Consider the following 22291-nt stretch of genomic DNA (forward strand, 5'->3'; position numbering starts at 1 on the left):
AGATCTGGAAGCCCGGTAACGGGTGGAGGTGACTGGTACTAATAGGCCGAGGGCTTGTCCTCAGTTGCTCGCGTCCACTGTGTTGGTTCTGAAACCACGAACAACCCCGCACGGGTCACAGCGTGTGGTGCGGTTGTCAGTTTCATAGTGTTTCGGTGGTCATAGCGTGAGGGAAACGCCCGGTTACATTCCGAACCCGGAAGCTAAGCCTCACAGCGCCGATGGTACTGCAGGGGGGACCCTGTGGGAGAGTAGGACGCCGCCGAACTAATTTTGAACGGGAAACCCCCGCACCGTATGGTGCGGGGGTTTTCTGCGTTCCAGGGATATTTCTTGATAGGGGGGCGGTCTGTCGACCGCCCCCCTTCTTCTTTAGAGACGGCCGGTGGCCTTGAGCGAGAGGTACGCGTCCGCCAATGCGGGTGCGAGGTCCTTGGGGGTGGCGTCCACGACTGTGACGCCACGGCGGGTGAGTTGTTCCGCTGTGCGGTGGCGTTCCGACTGGGCTTGGGCGGCTGCTGCTGCGTCGTAGACCGCTTCTGTTGTGCCGCGGGAAGTTGCCATTTCCTCGATGTGCGGGTCGGCCACTGATGCGACCAGGACCTTGTGGCGCTTGGTGAGGCGGGAGAGTACGGGGAGCAGGCCCTCTTCGATGGGAGCTGTGTCGAGGCTGGTGAGCAGCACGATCAGAGAGCTGCGAGGGGCCGTGCGGAGGGCCGTCGAGGTCAGGCCTCGGGCGTCCGTCTCGATGAGTTCGGGTTCCAGCGTGGCCAGGGCGTTGACCAGAGAGGGGAGAACGTCGCCTGCTGAGCGGCCCTGGACCAGGGCGCGTACTCGGCGGTCGTAGGCGAGTAGGTCCACGCGGTCGCCGGCGCGGGAGGCGAGGGTGGCGAGGAGCAAGGCCGCGTCCATGGAGGAATCGAGGCGAGGGGCGTCGCCCACTCGGCCGGCGGAGGTGCGGCCGGTGTCGAGGACCAAGAGGATGTGACGGTCGCGTTCCGGGCGCCAGGTGCGGATGGCGACGCGGGACTGTCGGGCGGTGGCGCGCCAGTCGATGGAGCGGGTGTCGTCCCCGGGAACGTAGTCGCGGAGGCTGTCGAATTCGGTGCCCTGGCCGCGTGTCAACACACTGGTGCGGCCGTCGAGTTCGCGGAGGCGGGCCAGCTTGGAGGGGAGGTGCTTCCGGCTGGCGAAGGGCGGCAGGACACGTAGGGACCACGGGACTTTGTGGCTGCCCTGGCGGGTGAAGAGGCCCAGGGGGCCGTACGAGCGGATGGTCACGCGGTCTGCCTGGTGGTCGCCTCGGCGGGTGGGGTGCAGGCGGGTCGTGACGCGGCGGCGTTCGCCGGCCGGGATGGTCAAGTGGTTGCGGGATGCGGCGACTTCGGTGCCGGGTTGCCAACTGCTTGGGGGCCAGGCGTCGCGGAGGTCGGCGCGCAGGGGGCGACCGGAGGGGTTCGTGACGGTGAGTTCGACGTCGGCGGTTTCGCCCAGACGTACGGAGGTGTCGCCTGAGCGGGTCAGGCCGAGGCGGCGTACGGGGGCAGCCAGGGCGAAGTCGCAGGCGCAGGCCAGGGCCAAGGGGGCGTTGACGGCGAGGATGCCGGTCCAGCTCGGTTCCCAGAGGCCGACGGGGAGGGTGCCCAGCGCCGCTAGGAGGGCGGTGCGTCCGGTGAGGGCCATCAGCGGGGGACCGGGACCTGGGCGAGGATCGCGTTGATGACGGAGTCGGCCGTCACGCCTTCCATCTCGGCTTCGGGGCGGAGTTGGACGCGGTGGCGGAGCGTGGGGAGAGCGAGGGCTTTGACGTCGTCGGGGATGACGTAGTCGCGGCCGGTGAGCCAGGCCCAGGCACGGGACGTGGAGAGCAGGGCCGTGGCGCCTCGTGGGGATACGCCGAGGGTGAGGGACGGGGATTCGCGGGTGGCGCGGCACACGTCCACTACGTACGCGGTGATCTCGGGGGAGACGGAGGTCTTGGCGACAGCGGCTCGGGCGGCTTCGAGGTCGGCGGGGCCTGCCACGGGGCGCACGCCGGCGGCGCGGAGGTCGCGGGGGTTGAAGCCTTGGGCGTGGCGGGTGAGGACGTCGATCTCGTCCTGGCGGGACGGGAGGGGGACCGTCAGTTTGAGGAGGAAGCGGTCCAGTTGGGCTTCGGGGAGGGGGTACGTGCCTTCGTACTCGACCGGGTTCTGGGTGGCCGCGACGAGGAAGGGCTCGGGGAGCGGGCGCGGTGTGCCGTCGACCGTGACCTGGCGTTCTTCCATCGCTTCGAGGAGCGAGGACTGGGTCTTGGGTGGGGTGCGGTTGATTTCGTCGGCCAGGAGGAGGTTCGTGAAGACCGGGCCGGGCTGGAAGGAGAACTCGGTGGTGCGGGCGTCGTAGACGAGGGAGCCCGTGACGTCGCTCGGCATCAGATCGGGGGTGAACTGGACGCGCTTGGTGTCGAGTTCGAGGCTCGATGCGAGGGCGCGGACGAGCAACGTTTTGGCTACCCCAGGGACTCCTTCTAGTAGGACATGGCCGCGGCAGAGGAGGGCGACGACGAGGCCGGTGACGGCGGGGTCCTGGCCGACCACGGCCTTGGAGATCTCGGCGCGCAGAGCTTCGAGGGAAGCGCGTGAGCCGCGGGGATCTCCGGTGGGCCCGGTGTCAGTGGTCGGGTCCATCATGAGTGGCGTACCTCTCTTTCGAGGGCGTCGAGTTGGTCGGCGAGGGCGATGAGTGCCGCGTCGTTGCCGGGAGGCGGCCCGAAGAGAAGGGGGTGAAGGTCTTGGCCGGGGGTGCTGACGCGGGTGGACAGCGCGGGGATCAGGGTCTCGGGGGCGTGCGCTTGTGCGGGGGGTACGCCGACGAGAGGGGCGAGGCGGGTGCGGGTGGCGGTGCGCAGGGCCGCTGCCGCGCGGTCGCGGGCGTTCGCCTTGCGATAGAGGCGGGCACGGCCTTCGACGGTCTCTGAGGCGCGGATCGCCACGGGGAGGCATTCGGCGACGAGGGGGCCGAGGCGGCGGGCTCGCCACAGGGCGGCGAGTGCGGCGGCGATGGTGAGCTGCAGGGTGCCCCAGAGCCAGCCGGAGGGGATCAGGTCGAAGAAGCTGCGGCGTTCGGATTCGGTGGCCGCCTGGTCGTCGGAGCGAGAGGGGAGGTACCAGACCAAGTGGGGCCGGGAGCCGAGGAGTTGAAGGGCGAGTGAGGCGTTGCCCTGCTCGTCGAGACGGTCGTTGTAGAGGATGTCGGGTGCGCCGAGGACGACGGTGTCGCCGGTTTTGCGGGGGGCGGGGAGATGCAGGAGGCTGGGCAGACCGTCGCTGAGGTAGCAGGCCTCGGCGTCCGGGGTGAGGGTGTCGTAGCGGATGCCGCCCATGTCGGCGGTGCCCGCGCGGCGGGCGGCGGGGAAGGAGCAGCCGGGGGAGAGCGTGGAGTCGGTGCTGGGGGTGGCGTCCGCGGTGACCCCGGGGGCGAGGGTGCCGATCGACGGGGCGCCCGGGGTGACGAGGACGGTGCGGCCGTCGGAGTCCTTGGTGGCCGCGTGGAGCCGGGAGCGCTGGCGGTCGGTGAGCACGTCCGGGTTGGCCACGAGGAGGGTCGTGTCCGGGCCGGCTGCGGAGCGGGCCTCTTCGGTGCTGGTGACCACGCGGGTGGACACGCTTCGGTCGGCGAGGAGTTCGGCGACGGCCCTGCTGCCGTAGGGGTCGGCGGAGCGCGGGTCGAGGCGGCCGTGCTGGGTGCCGGAGCGGACGGCGGCGATGGCGACGGCCGCGGCCAGGAGGACGAGCAGGGCGAGGGCGATGCCTCGGGAGCGGGTCCAGAGCTGGCGGGGGGTGGACGAGAGCGAGGTCGAGGCCGGGCCGGACGGTGTGCCGGGCTGCTGCGTGGTGGTGGGTGGCGCGGAGGGCTGGAGCGGCTCCGTGGAAGGGGTGGGGCCGGTCATTCGGCGGCTCCCTGGGAGCCGCTGCTCGGCGTGGTGTGGGCGGTGCTGGCCAGGACCGGCTTGGTGCGTTCCAGGTCGCGGTCGAGCTCGGCCAGGCGGAGGTATGTGGGCTCGTCGGTGGTGCGGCCGCCGTATGTCACGTCGTCGAACTCGTGGGCGGCGGTGCGCAGTCGGTCGGTGTGGGAGGGGAGGGTGCGGCCTGCTTCCGCTGCCGCCTCGTCGGCGGTGCGTCCGGGGCGGGGGTCCAGGAGTGCGCGTTCTTCCAGGGCGCGGACGATGGCGCGCATGCGTTCCTGGACGGCCTGGTTCCAGTGGGCCTGGGCGGCGTGTGCCTCGGAGGCCGCGCGGTGTTCCGCGGCGCTGCGGGGGCGGTCGTCGAAGAGGGCCGGTGCGGAGGCGGGGGAGCGTCGGGGGGTGCCCAGGCGCCACCACAGGGCGATGGCCAGGAGGACGACTGCCAGCACGATGACCAGGAGGCCGAGCCCGCCGCCCGGGGTGGCCCCCGAGGCGGCGGAGAACAGGTCGTCGACCCAGCCCCAGAAGCGGTTCAGGGCGCGCTGGAAGAGGCTGGGGTCGTTCTCGTGGTACATCGGCTTGGACAGTTCGCGTTCGGCCGCCTCCCGTGCGGGGTCGCGCGGGATCGTCACCGGTGGGTCGTCGCCGGTGCGCGGCAGGAGCGGTGCCGCTCCGAGCCTTGTGAGCACTGCCCCTGCCGCGGTCATCGCATCAGCTCCCCGGGGTGCCGGGCGGGGTGGTGCCGTGGCCGGGGAGGCCTGCGGCGCGGGCCAGTTCGAGGTCGAGGGCCTCGCGGCGGATCCGCTGGTCGATGTAGAGGAGCACGGTGACTCCCGCGGTGATCGGGAACGTCAGCATGGAGCCGATCACCGAGCCGACGCCGCTGACGATCAGGAAGGTCCAGCCCAGTTCGCCAGTGTTGTTGAGGAAGCCGGTGACGCCGTCGCCGCTGAGGGCACCGGCGATGAACGTGAACGGGATGACGATGATCGACGCCACGACGTTCGCGATGATCGCGGCGAGCAGCTGGATGCCGAAGACGCGCCACCAGGAGCCGCGGACCAGCTTGACGGAGCGGGTGAGGGACTTCTTGACGCTTTGCTTCTCCAGCATGAGCGCGGGGGAGGCGAGGGAGAAGCGGATCACGATCCAGATGGCGGCGATACTCGCGGCGAGGCCGCCGAGGATGGCCAGGCTGGCGCCTGCGTCGGACGCGCCGGCGAGGGCGATGAGGACGCCGGGCAGGATGCCGACGGCGACGATCGCCGCGCCGATGAGCGGGATGAGCAGCGTCAGGCCGAACAGCTTCGCCAGCTGGGGGCGGGAGTCCTGCCAGGCCTCCTTGGTGGTCACCGACTTACCGAGCACCGCGCGGCTGGTGACCATCGTGAGCAGGGCCGTCGCGATGATCGTGCCGAGCAGGGTGATCACGAGGACCGTTCCGGAGCTCAGCATCGTGTCGCCCATGGCGCGGGTGAGTTCGCCGACGGTCGCGCTCGGGTCGTTGAGGGCTTCGGTGTCGACGGAGTCGTTCAGGACGAGTCCCTGAAGGAGGACGACCACGATCTCCGTGAGGACGGCCACCGTCAGGGAGATGCCGAGCACCGTGCGCCAGTGGGCGCGCATGGTCGACACCGCGCCGTCGAGGATCTCGCCCACGCCGAGCGGGCGGAGCGGGATGACGCCGGGCTTGGCCGCGGGCGGGGGTCCTTGCCAGGCGCCCCAGCCGCGGTAGCCGCCGGGACCTCCCGGGCCTCCGGGGCCGCCGGGACCTCCGCCGGGGGGCTGGCCGCCCCAGCCCCAGCCGCCGCCCTGGCCGGGCGGAGGGGGCGGTGGAGGCGGTGTCTGGCCCGGGCCCGAGTTGCTGGGCGGGGACCACTGGGCGGGCGGCGGCTGCTCCTTGGACCACTTGGACGCGCCGCCCTGCTGGCCGGCGTCCGCAGGCTCGGCGGCGTCCGGCTTGCCGGAGTCCTGTCCTTCGGAGGGGGCAGATCCGGGCGAGGCCCAGCCCGGAGTGTCGTTCATCGTCGCTCCTTCATGGTGCCCGTCCGCGGGTGCGGCGGCAGGTTGCCAGCCATCGTGCCACGGGGCACCGGCCAGGTGACCGGGCGCCGTAGGGGCTGTACACCTTCAATTGTCCGCCGGGTACGGGGCAGACTGGGCGGATGGCTGATCAGTACGCGCAATCCAGCGAGGACAAACGGCCGACCGAGACCCCGACGACGATTCCCGCGATCCGATGGGACGACCCACCTGAAGGCCCTGTGCTGGTCCTCCTCGACCAGACCAGGCTGCCGGGTGAGGAGATCGAGCTGGTGTGCACCGACGCGCCGGCCCTGGTGGAGGCGATACGGACGCTCGCGGTGCGCGGGGCGCCGCTCCTGGGCATCGCGGGGGCCTATGGCGTCGCGCTCGCCGCTGCCCGTGGGTTCGATGTGGATGAGGCTGCGGATTCGTTGGCGGGGGCGCGGCCCACCGCGGTCAACCTCGCGTACGGAGTACGCAGGGCCCAGGCGGCGTATCGCACCGCGGTCGTGGGCGGCGCCGGTCTTCGGGGTGCGGCGGGTGCGGCGCTCGAAGCGGCGCGGGCGTTGCACGCCGAGGACGCCGAGGCCAGTGCCAGGATGGCGGCGCACGGTCTGGCGCTGCTCGACGAGCTGCTGCCGGGCGGTGGGCATCGCGTCCTCACGCACTGCAACACGGGGGCGCTGGTCTCCGGTGGGGAGGGCACGGCGTTCGCGGTGGCTCTCAAGGCGCACAGGGAGGGGAGTCTGCGCAGGCTGTGGGTGGACGAGACGCGGCCCTTGCTGCAGGGGGCGAGGCTCACCGCGTACGAAGCGGCGCGGAACGGCATGGCGTACACCTTGCTCACGGACAACGCGGCGGGTTCGCTGTTCGCGGCGGGTGAGGTGGACGTGGTGCTGATCGGTGCCGACCGCATCGCGGCCGACGGTTCGGTGGCCAACAAGGTGGGGAGCTATCCGCTCGCGGTGCTGGCGCGTTATCACCATGTGCCGTTCATCGTGGTGGCGCCGGTGACGACCGTGGACCCGGACACTCCGGACGGAGCGTCCATCGAGGTGGAGCTGCGGGGCGGGCATGAAGTGACGGAGGTCACGGCACCGCATGTGCCGGCGATCGGGATGGAAGCGGGAGGCGGTATTCCGGTGGCACCCCTGGGGACCCAGGCGTACAACCCCGCGTTCGATGTGACGCCACCCGAGTTGGTGACGGCCATCGTCACGGAAGAGGGCGTTCTGTCACCTGTGACAGCAGAGGGCCTTGCCGAGCTGTGTGCCAGGTCACGCCAGGTAACGATTAGCTAATGGGATGATGTCAGGCATGAAGGGACGAGTCCTTGTCGTCGACGACGACACCGCACTGGCCGAGATGCTCGGGATTGTGCTGCGTGGTGAAGGTTTTGAGCCGTCGTTCGTAGCTGATGGCGACAAGGCGCTGGCCGCTTTTCGGGAGGCCAAGCCCGATCTTGTGCTGCTCGACCTCATGCTGCCGGGGCGGGACGGCATCGAGGTGTGCCGCCTGATCAGGGCGGAGTCCGGGGTGCCGATCGTCATGCTCACCGCAAAGAGCGACACCGTGGATGTGGTGGTCGGTCTGGAGTCGGGGGCCGACGACTACATCGTCAAGCCGTTCAAGCCGAAGGAGCTCGTGGCCCGGATCAGGGCGCGGCTGCGGAGGTCGGAGGAGCCCGCGCCGGAGCAGCTGGCCATCGGTGACCTGGTCATCGACGTGGCGGGGCACTCCGTGAAGCGGGACGGGCAGTCGATCGCGCTGACGCCGCTGGAGTTCGACCTGCTGGTCGCGCTGGCGCGCAAGCCGTGGCAGGTGTTCACGCGTGAGGTGCTGCTCGAGCAGGTCTGGGGCTACCGGCACGCGGCGGACACCCGTCTGGTGAACGTCCACGTCCAGCGGCTGCGGTCCAAGGTCGAGCGGGACCCGGAGCGGCCGGAGATCGTGGTGACCGTCCGTGGTGTCGGTTACAAGGCCGGACCGAGCTGACGTGTCCCGGGACAGTTCCTCCTCGGCGCCCGCAGGTCCGGGGGCACGCTCGGGGCGGACTGGACCGGCGCGTCGCGCGTCCCGGTTCGGGCGCCTCGTCGACGGCGGGCTGCTGTTGCAGGGCGGCATGCAGGGCAGCCCTGTCGTGCGGCTCTTCGTGCGCTGGGTGCGCCGTCCGCTGCTGCCCGCCGTGCGGCTGTGGCGGCGCAACATCCAGCTGAAGGTCGTCGTCACGACCTTGCTGATGTCGCTCGGTGTGGTGCTCATGCTCGGCTTCGCCGTCATGAGCTCGGTGAACAACGGCCTGCTCAAGGCCAAGGTGAAGGCTTCGCAGAGCCAGGCCGACGGCGGGTTCAGGGCCGCGCAGGACAGCGTCAACGCCGCGCGGCAGAGTGCCCAGGGGCAGGGCCAGGAGGGCAGCACGGCCGACGGGCGCAACGCCGCGGTGTGGATGTCCGACCTCGTCGAGCAGCTCTCCAGCGGTGGTCAGAACGCCTTCGCGGTGGTGACGCTGAGCCCCACCTCCGCGGGTGACGCGGGAAGCGTGCGGGGCTCGCGGGCCTCGGGCGGCGTGGAGCCGATCCTGAGCGTGCCCGAGGAGCTGCGCCTCCAGGTCGACGACGGCACGGGCGTCTACCAGGCCAATACGCGCATCGTCTACGACGACGGGCGTGAGCCGCAGTCGGGCCTGGTCATCGGCAAGCGGCTCAACGACCTCAACGGCGACCCGTACCAGCTGTACTACCTCTTCCCGCTGACGCAGGAGGAGGAGTCGCTCAACCTCGTCAGGACGACGCTCGCGACCGCGGGGCTCTTCGTCGTGGTGCTGCTCGGCGCCATCGCGTGGCTGGTGGTGCGCCAGGTCGTCACGCCCGTGCGCATGGCGGCGGGCATCGCCGAGCGGCTGTCCGCCGGGCGCCTTCAGGAACGTATGAAGGTCACCGGTGAGGACGACATCGCGCGGCTCGGTGAGGCCTTCAACAAGATGGCGCAGAACCTGCAGCTGAAGATCCAGCAGCTGGAGGAGCTGTCGCGGATGCAGCGGCGGTTCGTGTCCGACGTGTCGCACGAGTTGCGGACGCCGCTGACGACCGTACGGATGGCCGCTGACGTCATCCATGAGGCGCGGGTGGACTTCGATCCGGTGACCGCGCGGTCGGCCGAGTTGCTCGCCGATCAGCTGGACCGGTTCGAGTCGCTGCTCGCGGATCTGCTGGAGATCAGCCGGTTCGACGCGGGTGCGGCGGCGCTGGAGGCCGAGCCGATAGACCTCCGTGAGGTCGTGCGCCGGGTCGTCGGCGGCGCGGAGATGCTCGCCGAGCGCAAGGGAACGCACATACGGATCGTCGGGGACCAGCAGCCCGTGGTCGCCGAGGCGGATGCCCGGCGTGTGGAGCGGGTGCTGCGCAACCTCGTCGTCAACGCCGTGGAGCACGGCGAGGGCAAGGACGTCGTGGTGCGGCTGGCCGCCGCGGGTGGCGCGGTCGCCGTCGCGGTGCGGGACTACGGAGTGGGCCTCAAGCCCGGTGAGGCGACCCGGGTGTTCAGCCGCTTCTGGCGGGCGGACCCGGCACGCGCGCGAACCACTGGTGGTACGGGACTCGGCCTCTCCATCGCCCTTGAGGACGCGCGGCTGCACGGCGGCTGGCTGCAGGCGTGGGGTGAGCCGGGGGGCGGTTCGCAGTTCAGGTTGACGTTGCCGAGGACGGCGGACGAGCCGCTGCGGGGTTCGCCGATACCGCTGGAGCCCGACGACTCGCGCCGTCACCGCGGTCTCAACGACGCGGGGCTGCCGCTCGGCGGCGTCAGCAAGCTCGCCACGGTGCCCGCGCAGACGTCCGTGTCGTCGCCCGAGAAGGTGTCGCCGCCCGTGCCCGCGAAGGGGCCGATACCGCCCCGGCTCGCCCGGGCCGCGACCGTGGATCCGACGGCGCTGCCCGGCAACGGGGCGCGGGTCGTACCGCGCAGACCGCTGGAGGGGGAGCCGCAGAGCGACGGGGCGTCGGACGACGCGATGTCCGGGACCGGTGAATCCGGGGCGGGCGCTGCCGGGCACGCCGACGCGGTGCCGGGGACGGATGCGGACAGGGAAGAGGAGAGCACTCGTGGGCGCTGACCGCGACGGGCGCGGCCGCCGACCGGGCCGTAGGCGTCCGCTGCGCACCGGGCTGCTGCTGGGCAGTTGCGGCGCGCTCCTGGCCGGCTGTGCCTCGATGCCCGACAGCGGGAATCTGAAGGCCGTCGACGCCTCGCAGCGGCCGGACTCGCAGTCGCAGGTACGGGTCTATGCGATGCCGCCGCGCGAGGGCGCCAAGCCCGTGGAGATCGTGCAGGGCTTCTTGGAAGCGCTGACCAGTGACGACCCGCAGTTCGCGATGGCACGCAAGTATCTGACCAAGCAGGCGTCGAAGGACTGGCACCCGGAGGAGTCCACGACGGTGCTCGCCGACGGCCCGAACACGGACGCGGGCAACGCGGGCAACGAAGCCGACGACAGCCGTCGTTTCACGCTCACCGGCCAGCAGGTCGCGAGGGTGGACGACCAGCACGCGTACCGGCCGGAGGAGACGTCGTACAGCCAGGCCGTCCACCTGAGCCGGGTGGGCGGTCCGGGCGGGGGCGAATGGCGCATCGACAAGCCGCCGTCGGGTGTGGTGCTCGGGGAGTCGGACTTCCAGCGGATCTACCGGTCCGTCAACAAGTACTACTTCGCCGGGCCTTCGGGGGCCGGTGTGAGCGGGCAGACGGGGCTCGTCGCGGATCCCGTCTACATACGCCAGCGGATCGACCCGCTGACACAGACGGTGAAGACGCTGCTGGAGGGCCCGACCAACTGGCTGCGGCAGGTGGTGCGTTCGAGCTTCCCGACCGGTACGCGGCTCAAGGACCCGAACAAGCCGCTGACGCTGGACGACCAGAACAGGTTGACCGTGCGGCTGAACAGCCGGTCCGACAACACCGGGCAGCCGAAGTGCAAGGAGATGGCGGCGCAACTGCTCTTCACCTTGCGGGACTTGACGCCCTCGGGCGTCGAGCAGGTGACGCTGGAGCGGTCCAACGGCTCGATGCTCTGTGTCCTCAGTCAGGAACGGGCCGAGACCGTGGCGTCGTACCGCAGCGCGGACCGTCCCGACTACCAGTACTTTGTCGACGAGAAGCACCGGCTGGTGAAGATGTCGGCCGGCGCGGGGAGCGTGACTCCCGAGCCGGTGGGCGGTGTGCTCGGCACCGGTGACCAGCCGCTGCGTTCGGCGGCGGTCTCGCGCGACGAGAAGCACGCGGCCGGGGTGTCGCTCGACGGCAAGTCGCTGTACACGGGCTCGCTGCTCACCGACGACACGCTCGGCAAGGCGCGGCTGCGCAGCAAGGCCAAGTCGGAGGATCAGCGTCTGTCCACGCCGAGTTGGGACGGCAGGGGCAATCTGTGGGTGGCCGACCGCGACCCGAAGAGGCCCCGGCTGCTCTGGCTCGAGCAGGGGGAGGGCGATCCGGTCGAGGTCGAGATCCCCGCTCTGGACGGGCGCGTCGAGGCGGTGCGGGTGTCGGCCGACGGTGTGCGCATCGCGCTGCTGGTGAAGAAGGACGGCAAGACGTCGCTGTGGATCGGCAGGGCCGAGCGGGGCGGCGGCAAGGGGGAGCGACCGGAGATTTCGGTCCTCGACGCCACTCCCGCGGCACCGCAGATGGAAGAGGTCACGGCCATGTCGTGGGCGGGCGGCGGCCGGCTCGTCGTCGTCGGCCGGGAGACCGGTGGGGTGCAGCAGATCCGGTACGTCCAGTCCGACGGCTCGGTGCTTCCGGGCACCGCGCTGCCCGGTCTGACCGGTGTCATGGAGATCGCGGCGTCCGAGGACGAGCGGCAGCCGCTGGTGGCGCACTCGGACGACGGGATCGTGCGGCTGCCGACGGGCTCGCAGTGGCAGACAGTGGTGAAGGAAGGGATGGCTCCGGTCTATCCGGGGTGAGCTCTGGCCGGGGGTGAGCTCTGGCCAGGGGGGGGAGCTCCGTCCGGGGTGGGCGTGAGCTGTCTGTGGCGTGTGGGGCTCGACGCGGGGGGACGCGTGGGGCCCCACACGCATGACGTCGAAGGCTCGAGACGCAACAGGTCCCCGGTGGTGGGGAGTTGTCCACAGGGGGTTATCCACAGGGGTGGCCGGGTGGTCCGTGGCTTGGCACAGTGGTGGACATGCGGGGGTGGTGGCAGGACCTCACCGACCTGGTGCTGCCGGCCGAGTGCGGAGGCTGCGGGAAGCCTCGGACGGCACTCTGCGACGAGTGCCGTGCCGCCCTGATCGGGGCCGTGCCGTGCCGGGTGCGACCGGTGCCGGAGCTGTCCGGGCTGCCCGTGGTGCATGCCGCGGCGCCGTACGAGGACGCGGTGCGGGCCACCCTGCTCGCGCACAAGGAGCGCGGCGCCCTGGGGCTCGCGGGGCCGCTGGGCGCCGCGTTGGCCGCGGCCGTGCGCGCCGGTCTGCTGGGCGAACCGCAGGCTCGGGGTCATAGGGGCGCCCCATCGTGGGTAGGCGGCACACAAGGCGGTCCACAGGGGCGTGTGATGCCGTTGTCGCTCGTTCCTGTGCCCTCGGCGCGGGCCGCCGTGCGGGCGCGTGGTCACGACCCGGCGCGGCGGATCGCGCTCGCCGCGGCGGGCGAGCTGCGGCGGGCGGGGATCCCGGCCCGGGTGCTCGCGGTGCTGCGCCAGCGGCGTGCGGTGGCCGACCAGTCGGGGCTCGACTCCCGGCAGCGGCAGGCCAATCTGGCGGGCGCCCTGGAAGTGACCGCCGGGGGCGGCCGACTGCTCGCGGGCGGTGGCCGGGTGGTGGTCGTGGACGACCTGATGACCACCGGCGCCTCATTGGCGGAGGCCGCCCGGGCAATACGTGACGTGCACACGGAAGAGAACGCGCGAGCGGAGGCCGTACGAGAACCGGGAACGGGGGTCCTGCGGAGGTCGGTATTGGGCCGTGAGAACGAGATCAGCGCGGCCGTTGTCGCCGCCCCACCGGATTCTTTCGAAATAAACCGGAACTGATTGAGAACTTGCATCGTTGCAGGTGATGAGAGGGTGGATACACCTGAATGGAGGTACGCGGCAGTAGAGGGTGACGACATCCGTCCGGGCGAGATATGTTCGGTTGTGAGGAATGGCGGACGCCGTCCCTCACATATCGGAATGCCGGTCTGTGGGTTATCCGCAATCACCCGGGCCGGTGGGGTGGAGATCTTGTCCGCGGGGGAGGAGGAGGTGGAAGTCACCGAGTCCGAGGCTCCGGGATTCACCGGGGCCTGGTGCAAAAGGGAGATGCTCCGCAGTCGAAGCGGAGCGATCCGGGAACGGAGTTCTGCGTGGACATCGTCGTCAAGGGCCGCAAGACCGAGGTGCCCGAGCGGTTCCGCAAGCACGTGGCCGAGAAGCTGAAGCTGGACAAGATCCAGAAGCTCGACGGCAAGGTGATCAGCCTCGACGTCGAGGTGTCCAAGGAAACCAACCCGCGTCAGGCCGACCGTTCCGACCGCGTGGAGATCACCGTCCGCGGGCGTGGGCCCGTGATTCGCGCGGAGGCCTCGGCAGCAGATCCGTACGCGGCGCTCGACCTGGCCACGGCCAAGCTCGACGCACGACTGCGCAAGCAGCACGAGAAGCGTCACAACCGGCGAGGCAACGGCAGGCTCTCCGCCGCCGAAGTGGCCGAGCGGGTCCCGGACGCGGCGTACCTCAACGGAGACGGCACCGTCGCACGCGACGAGGAGCCGGACGGTGTGCCGGTCAAGAAGATCGGTTCCCTGGAGATCCAGGGCGAAGGTCCGCTCGTGGTCCGCGAGAAGACGCACGTCGCTGCCCCCATGTCGCTCGACCAGGCGCTCTACGAGATGGAACTGGTCGGACACGACTTCTACTTGTTCGTCGACTCCGAATCCAAGGAACCCAGCGTCGTCTACCGACGGCACGCCTACGACTACGGCGTCATCCGCCTCAACACCGACCCCATGGTCACCAAGGTCGAATCGGCCGGCGGAGGCGGAGCGCTCGGCGGCTGACCCTGCCCCGTGACCGCTGAGGTGGTGCCCCTGGAGCGCGTGTGCGCCCCCAGGGGCATCACCGTGCGCCCAGTGCGCGCACCGCACTGGCGCCGGGCATGAAATCATGGGCGGGCCGGCCAACCGGTGTGCTGCCGCCTCGGGTTGGCGCAGCAGAGGCACAACAGGCCACGGCCTTCATGGGGGAGGAACGATGGCGGACAGCTTCGGACCGATGCGACGCGACGATGCCGACGACGGCATCGGCATCGGCACGGACGCGGGCGCCCCACGCAAGGAGCCCATCAGGGTCCTTGTGGTGGATGACCACGCCCTCTTCCGTCGCGGCCTGGAGATCGTCCTCGCCGCCGAGGAGGACATCCAGGTCGTCGGGGAAGCGGGCGACGGCGCCGAGGCGGTGGACAAGGCCGCCGATCTGCTGCCCGACATCGTGCTCATGGACGTCCGTATGCCCAAGCGCGGTGGCATCGAGGCGTGCACCTCCATCAAGGAGGTGGCGCCCAGCGCCAAGATCATCATGCTGACGATCAGCGACGAGGAAGCCGATCTCTACGACGCCATCAAGGCGGGCGCGACCGGCTATCTCCTCAAGGAGATCTCCACGGACGAGGTGGCCACGGCGATTCGCGCGGTGGCCGACGGGCAGTCGCAGATCAGCCCCTCGATGGCGTCCAAGCTGCTCACGGAGTTCAAGTCGATGATCCAGCGCACCGACGAGCGGCGGCTCGTTCCCGCGCCCCGGCTGACCGACCGGGAACTCGAGGTGCTCAAGCTGGTGGCCACCGGCATGAACAACCGCGACATCGCCAAGGAGTTGTTCATCTCCGAGAACACCGTGAAGAACCACGTGCGCAACATCCTGGAGAAGCTGCAGCTGCACTCCAGGATGGAGGCCGTCGTCTACGCGATGCGGGAGAAGATCCTCGAGATCAGGTGAGGGCGCGCACCAACTCCGCCGTCAGCTCGGGGCGGTTCACCCGCTCCACGCGTACGGAGTCGCAGCCGACCCAGGACGCCGCTTCGAGCAGGGCCTGCGCCATCGGGGCCACCGCCTTCGGGGTGTCCAGCGAGATCTGCTTGGCCACCAGTGTGCTGCCTTCGCGCGCGGGGTCGACCCGGCCGAGGAGCTTGCCGCCCGCGAGCAGGGGCATCGCGAAATAGCCGTGGATCCGCTTCGGCTTGGGCACATACGCCTCCAGGCGGTGCGTGAAGCCGAAGATCCGCTCCGTGCGCGCCCGCTCCCAGATCAGGGAGTCGAAGGGGGACAGGAGCGTCGTGCGGTGCCGGCCGCGGGGTGTCGTCTCCAGGGCCCTGGGGTCCGCCCAGGCGGGCTTGTCCCAGCCCTGGACCTTCACGGGCACCAGACCCGAGTCCGCGACCACCGCGTCGAACTGCTCGCCCTTGAGGCGGTGGTAGTCGGCGATGTCCGCGCGCGTGCCGACGCCCAGCGCCTCGCCGGCCAGACGGACCAGGCGGCGCAGGCACTCCGCGTCGTCCAGATCGTCATGGAGCAGCGGGTCCGGGATGGCGCGCTCCGCGAGGTCGTACACCCGCTTCCAGGAGCGGCGCTCCGTGCACACCACCTCGCCGTGCATCAGCGCGCGCTCGACGGCGATCTTCGACTCGGACCAGTCCCACCACTCGCCCTTGTTCTTCGCGCCGCCCAACTCCGTGGCGGTGAGCGGGCCTTCGGCGCGGAGCTGCTTGATGACCTGGTCGTACGCCCCGTCGGGCAGGTCGTGGTGCCAGTGGGGGCGGGCGCGGTAGGCGCGGCGGCGGAAGGCGAAGTGCGGCCACTCCTCGATGGGGAGGATGCACGCGGCGTGCGACCAGTACTCGAAGGCGTGCGGACGGGTGGGGCCGGGGCCCGATGTGCCGTCCCAGTACGCCGCCTCGACACGGTCGCGGCCGACGGCGCCCAGGCGTGCGTACGGAATGAGTTCGTGCGAGCGGGCCAGGACCGAGATCGTGTCGAGCTGGACCGCGCCGAGGTGCCGCAGGACGCCCCGCACACCGGACTTGCGGTCGGGGGCGCCGAGGAAGCCCTGGGCGCGCAGGGCGATCCGGCGGGCCTCGTCGGCGGAGAGTTCGGTGGCGGGACTCGGCAGGCTCGTCATGGATCGAACGATAGAGCGCGGCACTGACAATCCGGCGGGAAGCCCGGCTCAGGCTTCGTGGGCCTCACGGACTTCACGGACCTCACGGACTTCACAGGTCCCATGGACTTCACGGATCTCATTGGCCTCGCAGGCCTCATGGGTCTCACACCTCACGCCTTCGCGGGCAGGTACGGGAGCGGCGACGGCATGCCGAGGTCCGAGGGGAGCAGGGCGCCGACCCAGGCGTCACGCAGCGTGCCCTTGTTCAGCAGGCCCGCGCGGAGCACGCTCTCGACGGTGAAACCAGCCTTCTCCACGACCGCGCGCGAGCCGGTGTTGCCGACCTCCGCGCGCCACTCCAGGCGGGTGCAGCGCAGATCCGTGAAGGCCCAGCGGGCGAGGCCGAGCACGGTCTCCGTCATATAGCCGCGGCCCCGGTGCTCCTTGGCCGTCCAGTAGCCGACCTCCCAGGTGCCCGAGCGCGGGTGGTGCAGGCTGGTGGCGGCGAGCAGCGGGCCGCCTTCCCGGGGGCGTACGGCGAAGGTGTACTCCAGGTCGTTGCGCCAGCCGTCCGGGACCACGCGGCCGATGAAGTTCTCGGCGTCCACGCGCGCGTACGGCGAGGGGATCGGGACCCAGCGCTGGATGTCCGGGTCCTGGCAGGCCAGATAGGTCTCGTCGATGTCCTCGGGCGTGAAGACGCTCAGGCACAGACGTTCGGTGAAGAGTGTGACGGGCTCCATCAAGCGATTCTGCTGGTGCGTCCGCCCAGGGGCCAGTGCTTTTGCCGTGCCTTCTTGATCACTGATCGCGGGGCTTGATCACTGATCACGGGGGTGAGGGGCAAGCGCCACCCGAGAGGTACTCGTGGGCGCAACCCGGCACCTTCGGCGCTCCTCGCCCGTTGACCTCATGGCAGACCTCCCGGCGCAGCCGGGTCCTCGCATACGATGGCCGTTGCCCGACGAGTAAAACCGACCATGCCAGGCCCGACCGGCAAGGAGACCAACCCCCGTGTCCGTCCTCTCGAAGATCATGCGTGCAGGCGAAGGCAAGATCCTGCGCAAGCTGCACCGCATCGCGGACCAGGTCAACTCCATCGAAGAGGACTTCGTCAGCCTCTCCGACGCCGAGCTGCGCGCGCTGACCGAGGAGTACAAGGAGCGTTACGCCGACGGCGAGACGCTCGACGACCTCCTGCCCGAGGCCTTCGCGACGGTCCGTGAGGCCGCCAAGCGCGTCCTGGGCCAGCGTCACTACGACGTCCAGATGATGGGTGGCGCCGCGCTGCACATGGGCTATGTCGCCGAGATGAAGACCGGTGAGGGCAAGACCCTCGTCGGCACCCTGCCCGCGTACCTGAACGCCCTGTCCGGCAAGGGTGTGCACCTCATCACGGTCAACGACTACCTGGCCGAGCGCGACTCCGAGATGATGGGCCGCGTCCACAAGTTCCTGGGCCTGAGCGTCGGCTGCATCCTGGCCAACATGACGCCGGCCCAGCGCCGTGAGCAGTACAACTGCGACATCACGTACGGCACGAACAACGAGTTCGGCTTCGACTACCTCCGCGACAACATGGCGTGGTCGCAGGACGAGCTGGTCCAGCGCGGCCACAACTTCGCGATCGTCGACGAGGTCGACTCGATCCTCGTGGACGAAGCGCGTACGCCGCTGATCATCTCCGGCCCCGCCGACCAGGCCACCAAGTGGTACGGCGACTTCGCCAAGCTGGTCACCCGCCTCACCAAGGGTGAGCCCGGCAACCCCCTCAAGGGCATCGAGGAGACCGGGGACTACGAGGTCGACGAGAAGAAGCGCACCGTCGGCATCCACGAGTCCGGCGTAGCCAAGGTCGAGGACTGGCTGGGCATCGACAACCTCTACGAGTCGGTGAACACGCCCCTCGTCGGCTACCTCAACAACGCCATCAAGGCCAAGGAACTCTTCAAGAAGGACAAGGACTACGTCGTCATCGACGGCGAAGTCATGATCGTCGACGAGCACACCGGCCGTATCCTCGCCGGCCGCCGCTACAACGAGGGCATGCACCAGGCGATCGAGGCGAAGGAAGGGGTGGACATCAAGGACGAGAACCAGACCCTTGCGACCATCACCCTTCAGAACTTCTTCCGCCTCTACAAGCGCGAGGGCTACGACAGCGGCCTGTCCGGCATGACCGGTACGGCCATGACCGAGGCCGCCGAGTTCCACCAGATCTACAAGCTGGGCGTCGTGCCGATCCCGACGAACCGGCCCATGGTCCGCGCCGACCAGTCCGACCTGATCTACCGCACCGAGGTCGCGAAGTTCGCCGCGGTCGTCGACGACATCGCGGAGAAGCACGAGAAGGGGCAGCCGATCCTCGTCGGCACCACCTCCGTCGAGAAGTCGGAGTACCTCTCGCAGCAGCTCTCCAAGCGCGGGGTTCAGCACGAAGTGCTGAACGCCAAGCAGCACGACCGTGAGGCGACCATCGTCGCCCAGGCCGGCCGCAAGGGCGCCGTCACGGTCGCCACGAACATGGCCGGTCGTGGTACGGACATCAAGCTCGGCGGCAACCCCGACGACCTCGCCGAGGCGGAGCTGCGTCAGCGCGGTCTCGACCCCGTCGAGCACGTCGAGGAGTGGGCCGCGGCGCTGCCCGCCGCCATGGAGAAGGCCGAGCGGGCCGTCAAGGCCGAGTTCGAAGAGGTCAAGGAACTGGGCGGGCTGTACGTCCTCGGTACGGAGCGGCACGAGTCGCGTCGTATCGACAACCAGCTGCGCGGTCGTTCCGGACGTCAGGGCGACCCCGGTGAGTCGCGGTTCTACCTGTCGCTGGGCGATGACCTGATGCGCCTGTTCAAGGCGCAGATGGTCGAGCGCGTGATGTCCATGGCGAACGTTCCGGACGACGTGCCGATCGAGAACAAGATGGTGACCCGCGCCATCGCCTCCGCCCAGTCGCAGGTCGAACAGCAGAACTTCGAGACCCGCAAGAACGTCCTCAAGTACGACGAGGTCCTCAACCGCCAGCGCGAGGTCATCTACGGCGAGCGCCGCCGCGTCCTGAAGGGCGAGGATCTGCAGGACCAGATCACGCACTTCATGGACGACACCATCGACGCGTACATCGCCGCGGAGACCGCCGAGGGCTTCGCCGAGGAGTGGGACCTGGACCGGCTGTGGAGCGCCTTCAAGCAGCTCTACCCCGTCAAGGTCACGGTCGACGAGCTGGAGGAGGCCGCGGGCGACCGCGCCGGACTCACCGCCGAGTTCATCTCCGAGTCCATCAAGGACGACATCCACGAGCAGTACGAGGCGCGTGAGGGGCAGCTCGGCTCCGACATCATGCGGGAGCTCGAGCGGCGGGTCGTTCTCTCGGTGCTCGACCGCAAGTGGCGCGAGCACCTCTACGAGATGGACTACCTCCAGGAGGGCATCGGCCTCCGTGCCATGGCGCAGAAGGACCCGCTGGTCGAGTACCAGCGCGAGGGCTTCGACATGTTCAACGCCATGATGGACGGCATCAAGGAGGAGTCCGTCGGCTACCTGTTCAACCTGGAGGTCCAGGTCGAGCAGCAGGTCGAGGAGGTCCCCGTCGAGGACGCGGCGCCTTCGCTGTCGAAGGACGGGGCGCAGGACGCCGTTCCGGCCGGGGCTTCTCGTCCCGAGATCCACGCCAAGGGGCTCGAGGCTCCGCAGCGGCCCGACCGGCTGCACTTCCAGGCGCCGAACGCCGAGGGCGGGGTCGACGAGGGCGACTTCACCACGGACGGCGCGGGCGTGCGGTCCGAGGCGGACGGGATGACCCGTGCGGAGCGGCGCAAGGCTCAGAAGGGTGGGCGGCGTCGCAAGAAGTGACGTGTCGCTGTCGCTGTGACGTGACGTGACTGACGTAGGCGGAGGGGCCGGGCTTTTGTCCGGCCCCTTTGTCGTCGGCGTCGTGTTGGCGTCAGGGGCGTGGCTCCATCTCCACCGCTGTGCAGCGCCACCTTCTGTCCGCGCCCAGTGACAGGCGGAACGCCAGCGCGCGCAGTCTTGGGCCCGTCGCGATGCGGGCGAACACCTCGTACGCGTCGGGGTGCGGCTGGTAGTGGCCGATCCGGTGGATCGTGGGGCGGTGGCCGTCCGTGCAGAGGGGGCGGTGCTCGGCCAGGCGGGCCAGCTCGTCGAACGCCGTGTTGGCGATGTGGCGGGCCACCCAGTGCATCGGGCGCTGGCCGCTGAGGACCAGGACGAGGCGTTCCGCGAAGAGTTCCGTGGGGTGCGGGGGTGGGTTCGGCGGGACGGCCCTGGGTGGGGGCGTGCCGGGGCGTTCCGCGGGGCGGCGGGAGTCCTTGCGGGTCGGGGGGCGGCCTGCGGGGGGACGGGTGGCGGATCGGCGCGGGCGGGGTCGTGTCATCACCTTGCGCATGCGGTGCCTCCAGTACCGGGGAGTAACTTTTCGTTGGGGGATCTTGTACGGGGGTGGGGGTGGAGGGTGCAAGGGTTCCCCGGGCGTGGGGGAGGGGGCCGTCGGGTTCACCTATCAGGGGGGTTCGGGGGCTGGGAGTGCCGTGGCCGTGGGGTGGGGGCGGGTGAATTCCGGGACGCGTGCTGACGGCTTCGTGGGTGGTGGGGGGAGCTCGATGGGGGACTCCCGCACGTATCCTGAAGGTCTTCCACGACCACGAAGGTCCGCCCGCGTGCGGACACGAACGAAAGCGGTCAGCCATGCGCGTCTACGTTCCCCTGACCCTGCCCCGGCTCGCTGAGGCGTACAAGGCGGGGGAGCTGGGGCCCGGTCCGCTGGTCGCCTACGCCGTGACGCCCGCGCTGCGGGAGTGGTACGTCTCCGACGACATCGAAGAGCTGGAGTACGCGGCGCTGAACCGGGCGGCGCTGGCGTCGCTGCGGCTGGTGGCGGGGGATCCCGCGGCGGCGCGGCGGCGGGTCGTGCTCGCGGCCGACGTGCCGGACGGGGCGGCGGTGGCCGATCCCGACCGGGCGCTGGACCAGGGGGCGCTCGGTGAGGTGCGGATCGCCGCGGCTCTGCCGTTGGGGAAGGCGGCGGCCGTGCATGTGGATGCCGGGGATGCCGAGGGGGACGTGGGTGCGGCTGCCGCTGCGCTGGGGGCGGCGGATCAGGGGGACGACGACGCGCGGTTCGTCGTGGACGGGGCGGAGGACCATGAGCTGCTGTGGTTCGCCACGCAGGAGATTCCCGGGTTGATCGGCTGACCTTCGGCCGTGGCGGGCTCTGCTGGTTCGTGGCGGGCGTTTGCTCTGCTGTGGGCGTCTGTTTGTGGCGGGCGTCTGCGCCTTGGGTTCGTTGTGGGGCGGGGCCGCGGGGGTATGTCCGTACTCGCCATCTTTGTTGCGGGGTCTTGTTGCTGCGGCTCGGGTTGGCGTTGTGCGCAGTGCTCCGTTCGGACATACCCCCACGTCCCCTCGCGTCTCGTGCGCGGGTGCGGGGCTGGGGTGGGTGACAGCCTTGCCTTCGAGGCGGCAGGGTCGGGTGTCAGTGGGGGCGGGTAGCGTCTTCGTATGGGGAAGCTGCTGCGCGGGGCGCATATCGTGTGGGACTGGAACGGAACGCTCCTGCATGACATTCATGCCGTGATCGAGGCCACGAACGCGTCCTTCGCGGAGATCGGGCTCGAGTCGATCACGTTGGAGCGGTATCGCGATCTGTACTGCGTTCCGGTGCCTCGGTTCTACGAGCGGCTGTTGGGGAGGCTGCCCACCGAGGCCGAGTGGCGGGTCATGGACGCCGTGTTCCACAAGCACTACTGGGCGCGGGCGGAGACCTGCGGGCTTGCCGAGGGGGCCGCGGAGCTGTTGGCCGCGCGGCGCGCGGACGGGCGTACGCAGTCGTTGTTGTCGCTGGCTCCGCACGAGCATCTGGTGCCGATCGTGCGCAGGCACGGGATCCAGGAGCACTTCATACGGATCGACGGGCGCACCGACGACTCCCATGCCGGCAAGGCCGAGCGGATGGTGCGGCACCTCGCCGAGATCGAGGGCATCGGCACCGACCGGGTCGTCGTGATCGGGGACGCCGTCGATGACGCGCTCGCGGCCGCGCATGTGGGGGCCAAGGCCGTGCTCTACACCGGGGGATCGCACAGCCGGGCCAGTCTGGAGGTCGCCGGGGTGCCCGTCGTCGACAGCCTGGAGGAGGCCGTCGACGTGGCGGAACGGCTCGCTGCCTGAGAGCGGT

General features: G+C 70.2%; 18 protein-coding genes and 1 rRNA gene. 11 read left to right on the forward strand and 8 right to left on the reverse strand.

Annotated elements, in window-relative coordinates; genetic code table 11:
* Window positions 1-151: 151 nt before the first annotated feature.
* Window positions 152-268 (forward strand): 5S ribosomal RNA (gene rrf, locus AB0B50_RS34345).
* Between the two features lie 104 nt (window positions 269-372).
* Here the strand turns inward: rrf and AB0B50_RS34350 are convergent.
* Genes AB0B50_RS34350 through AB0B50_RS34370 form a run of 5 tightly spaced genes read right to left on the reverse strand, consistent with a single transcriptional unit; the run spans window position 373 to window position 5971 of the window.
* Entirely contained in the window at window positions 373-1683 is a 1311-nt protein-coding gene (locus AB0B50_RS34350) for a DUF58 domain-containing protein (RefSeq protein WP_362339742.1), read from the reverse strand.
* The gene (locus AB0B50_RS34355) at window positions 1683-2672 is read right to left on the reverse strand and encodes a MoxR family ATPase (RefSeq protein ID WP_362339743.1); all 990 of its coding nucleotides are present in this window, start codon (window positions 2670-2672) and stop codon (window positions 1683-1685) included. Before AB0B50_RS34355 ends, AB0B50_RS34350 begins: the two co-directional genes overlap by 1 nt.
* Window positions 2669-3931: a DUF4350 domain-containing protein gene (locus AB0B50_RS34360; RefSeq protein ID WP_362339744.1), complete on the reverse strand. Its 1263-nt coding sequence runs from the start codon at window positions 3929-3931 to the stop codon at window positions 2669-2671. Before AB0B50_RS34360 ends, AB0B50_RS34355 begins: the two co-directional genes overlap by 4 nt.
* On the reverse strand, window positions 3928-4653 hold the full coding sequence (locus AB0B50_RS34365) for a DUF4129 domain-containing protein (RefSeq protein ID WP_362339745.1): 726 nt from the start codon (window positions 4651-4653) through the stop codon (window positions 3928-3930). The genes AB0B50_RS34360 and AB0B50_RS34365 overlap by 4 nt, the downstream gene beginning before the upstream one ends.
* A 4-nt stretch (window positions 4654-4657) precedes the next feature.
* Complete coding sequence (locus tag AB0B50_RS34370; RefSeq protein WP_362339746.1) at window positions 4658-5971, reverse strand: glycerophosphoryl diester phosphodiesterase membrane domain-containing protein; 1314 nt, start codon at window positions 5969-5971, stop codon at window positions 4658-4660.
* Between the two features lie 140 nt (window positions 5972-6111).
* Between AB0B50_RS34370 and mtnA the strand changes: the two genes are divergently transcribed.
* The 7 genes from mtnA (at window position 6112) to AB0B50_RS34405 (ending at window position 14942) form a co-directional block, all read left to right on the forward strand.
* Window positions 6112-7272, forward strand: a complete 1161-nt coding sequence (gene mtnA, locus AB0B50_RS34375; protein WP_362339747.1) for an S-methyl-5-thioribose-1-phosphate isomerase — start codon at window positions 6112-6114, stop codon at window positions 7270-7272.
* A 4-nt stretch (window positions 7273-7276) separates the two neighbouring features.
* Window positions 7277-7966: a two-component system response regulator MtrA gene (gene mtrA / locus AB0B50_RS34380; RefSeq protein ID WP_189176211.1), complete on the forward strand. Its 690-nt coding sequence runs from the start codon at window positions 7277-7279 to the stop codon at window positions 7964-7966.
* Window position 7967: 1 nt separating this feature from the next.
* Complete coding sequence (mtrB, locus tag AB0B50_RS34385; protein WP_362339748.1) at window positions 7968-10082, forward strand: MtrAB system histidine kinase MtrB; 2115 nt, start codon at window positions 7968-7970, stop codon at window positions 10080-10082.
* Window positions 10083-10179: 97 nt separating this feature from the next.
* A complete protein-coding gene (locus tag AB0B50_RS34390; RefSeq protein WP_362339913.1) occupies window positions 10180-11931 on the forward strand; it encodes an LpqB family beta-propeller domain-containing protein in 1752 nt (583 codons plus the stop codon).
* A 221-nt stretch (window positions 11932-12152) separates the two neighbouring features.
* Window positions 12153-12998: a ComF family protein gene (locus tag AB0B50_RS34395; RefSeq protein WP_362339749.1), complete on the forward strand. Its 846-nt coding sequence runs from the start codon at window positions 12153-12155 to the stop codon at window positions 12996-12998.
* Window positions 12999-13255: 257 nt separating this feature from the next.
* Window positions 13256-14005, forward strand: coding sequence for a ribosome-associated translation inhibitor RaiA (gene raiA / locus AB0B50_RS34400; protein ID WP_362339750.1), 750 nt, complete (start codon window positions 13256-13258; stop codon window positions 14003-14005).
* Between the two features lie 193 nt (window positions 14006-14198).
* Window positions 14199-14942: a response regulator transcription factor gene (locus AB0B50_RS34405; protein ID WP_362339751.1), complete on the forward strand. Its 744-nt coding sequence runs from the start codon at window positions 14199-14201 to the stop codon at window positions 14940-14942.
* On the opposite strand, the gene AB0B50_RS34410 is transcribed toward AB0B50_RS34405, so the two are convergent.
* Both AB0B50_RS34410 and AB0B50_RS34415 read right to left on the reverse strand, forming a co-directional pair.
* Window positions 14935-16122, reverse strand: a complete 1188-nt coding sequence (locus AB0B50_RS34410) for a crosslink repair DNA glycosylase YcaQ family protein (protein ID WP_362339752.1) — start codon at window positions 16120-16122, stop codon at window positions 14935-14937. The two genes, AB0B50_RS34405 and AB0B50_RS34410, sit on opposite strands and share 8 nt — an antisense overlap.
* A gap of 152 nt (window positions 16123-16274) precedes the next feature.
* Complete coding sequence (locus tag AB0B50_RS34415; protein ID WP_362339753.1) at window positions 16275-16847, reverse strand: GNAT family N-acetyltransferase; 573 nt, start codon at window positions 16845-16847, stop codon at window positions 16275-16277.
* 271 nt (window positions 16848-17118) lie between these two features.
* On the opposite strand from AB0B50_RS34415, the gene secA reads away from it, so the two are divergent.
* On the forward strand, window positions 17119-19950 hold the full coding sequence (gene secA, locus AB0B50_RS34420) for a preprotein translocase subunit SecA (protein ID WP_362339754.1): 2832 nt from the start codon (window positions 17119-17121) through the stop codon (window positions 19948-19950).
* A 91-nt stretch (window positions 19951-20041) separates the two neighbouring features.
* Here secA and AB0B50_RS34425 read toward each other — a convergent pair whose 3' ends face one another.
* A complete protein-coding gene (locus AB0B50_RS34425; RefSeq protein ID WP_362339755.1) occupies window positions 20042-20491 on the reverse strand; it encodes an Rv3235 family protein in 450 nt (149 codons plus the stop codon).
* Window positions 20492-20802: 311 nt separating this feature from the next.
* Between AB0B50_RS34425 and AB0B50_RS34430 the strand changes: the two genes are divergently transcribed.
* Both AB0B50_RS34430 and AB0B50_RS34435 read left to right on the forward strand, forming a co-directional pair.
* Window positions 20803-21309: a hypothetical protein gene (locus tag AB0B50_RS34430; RefSeq protein WP_362339756.1), complete on the forward strand. Its 507-nt coding sequence runs from the start codon at window positions 20803-20805 to the stop codon at window positions 21307-21309.
* Window positions 21310-21615: 306 nt separating this feature from the next.
* Window positions 21616-22284, forward strand: coding sequence for an HAD family hydrolase (locus AB0B50_RS34435; RefSeq protein ID WP_362339757.1), 669 nt, complete (start codon window positions 21616-21618; stop codon window positions 22282-22284).
* Window positions 22285-22291: the final 7 nt, after the last annotated feature.

The sequence above is a fragment of the Streptomyces sp. NPDC041068 genome, from assembly GCF_040647455.1.
Classification (GTDB): Bacteria; Actinomycetota; Actinomycetes; order Streptomycetales; family Streptomycetaceae; genus Streptomyces.

Excerpts from the sequence above, each read along its gene's own strand:
- AB0B50_RS34415 (WP_362339753.1), bottom strand. The coding sequence starts at position 16,847 with ATGGAGCCCGTCACACTCTTCACCGAACGTCTGTGCCTGAGCGTCTTC.
- AB0B50_RS34350 (WP_362339742.1), bottom strand. The coding sequence starts at position 1,683 with ATGGCCCTCACCGGACGCACCGCCCTCCTAGCGGCGCTGGGCACCCTC.
- AB0B50_RS34395 (WP_362339749.1), top strand. The coding sequence starts at position 12,153 with ATGCGGGGGTGGTGGCAGGACCTCACCGACCTGGTGCTGCCGGCCGAG.
- AB0B50_RS34410 (WP_362339752.1), bottom strand. The coding sequence starts at position 16,122 with ATGACGAGCCTGCCGAGTCCCGCCACCGAACTCTCCGCCGACGAGGCC.
- AB0B50_RS34405 (WP_362339751.1), top strand. The coding sequence starts at position 14,199 with ATGGCGGACAGCTTCGGACCGATGCGACGCGACGATGCCGACGACGGC.
- AB0B50_RS34430 (WP_362339756.1), top strand. The coding sequence starts at position 20,803 with ATGCGCGTCTACGTTCCCCTGACCCTGCCCCGGCTCGCTGAGGCGTAC.
- AB0B50_RS34360 (WP_362339744.1), bottom strand. The coding sequence starts at position 3,931 with ATGACCGGCCCCACCCCTTCCACGGAGCCGCTCCAGCCCTCCGCGCCA.
- AB0B50_RS34370 (WP_362339746.1), bottom strand. The coding sequence starts at position 5,971 with ATGAACGACACTCCGGGCTGGGCCTCGCCCGGATCTGCCCCCTCCGAA.
- AB0B50_RS34425 (WP_362339755.1), bottom strand. The coding sequence starts at position 20,491 with ATGACACGACCCCGCCCGCGCCGATCCGCCACCCGTCCCCCCGCAGGC.
- AB0B50_RS34390 (WP_362339913.1), top strand. The coding sequence starts at position 10,180 with ATGCCCGACAGCGGGAATCTGAAGGCCGTCGACGCCTCGCAGCGGCCG.
- mtnA (WP_362339747.1), top strand. The coding sequence starts at position 6,112 with ATGGCTGATCAGTACGCGCAATCCAGCGAGGACAAACGGCCGACCGAG.
- AB0B50_RS34365 (WP_362339745.1), bottom strand. The coding sequence starts at position 4,653 with ATGACCGCGGCAGGGGCAGTGCTCACAAGGCTCGGAGCGGCACCGCTC.
- AB0B50_RS34355 (WP_362339743.1), bottom strand. The coding sequence starts at position 2,672 with ATGATGGACCCGACCACTGACACCGGGCCCACCGGAGATCCCCGCGGC.
- AB0B50_RS34435 (WP_362339757.1), top strand. The coding sequence starts at position 21,616 with ATGGGGAAGCTGCTGCGCGGGGCGCATATCGTGTGGGACTGGAACGGA.
- mtrA (WP_189176211.1), top strand. The coding sequence starts at position 7,277 with ATGATGTCAGGCATGAAGGGACGAGTCCTTGTCGTCGACGACGACACC.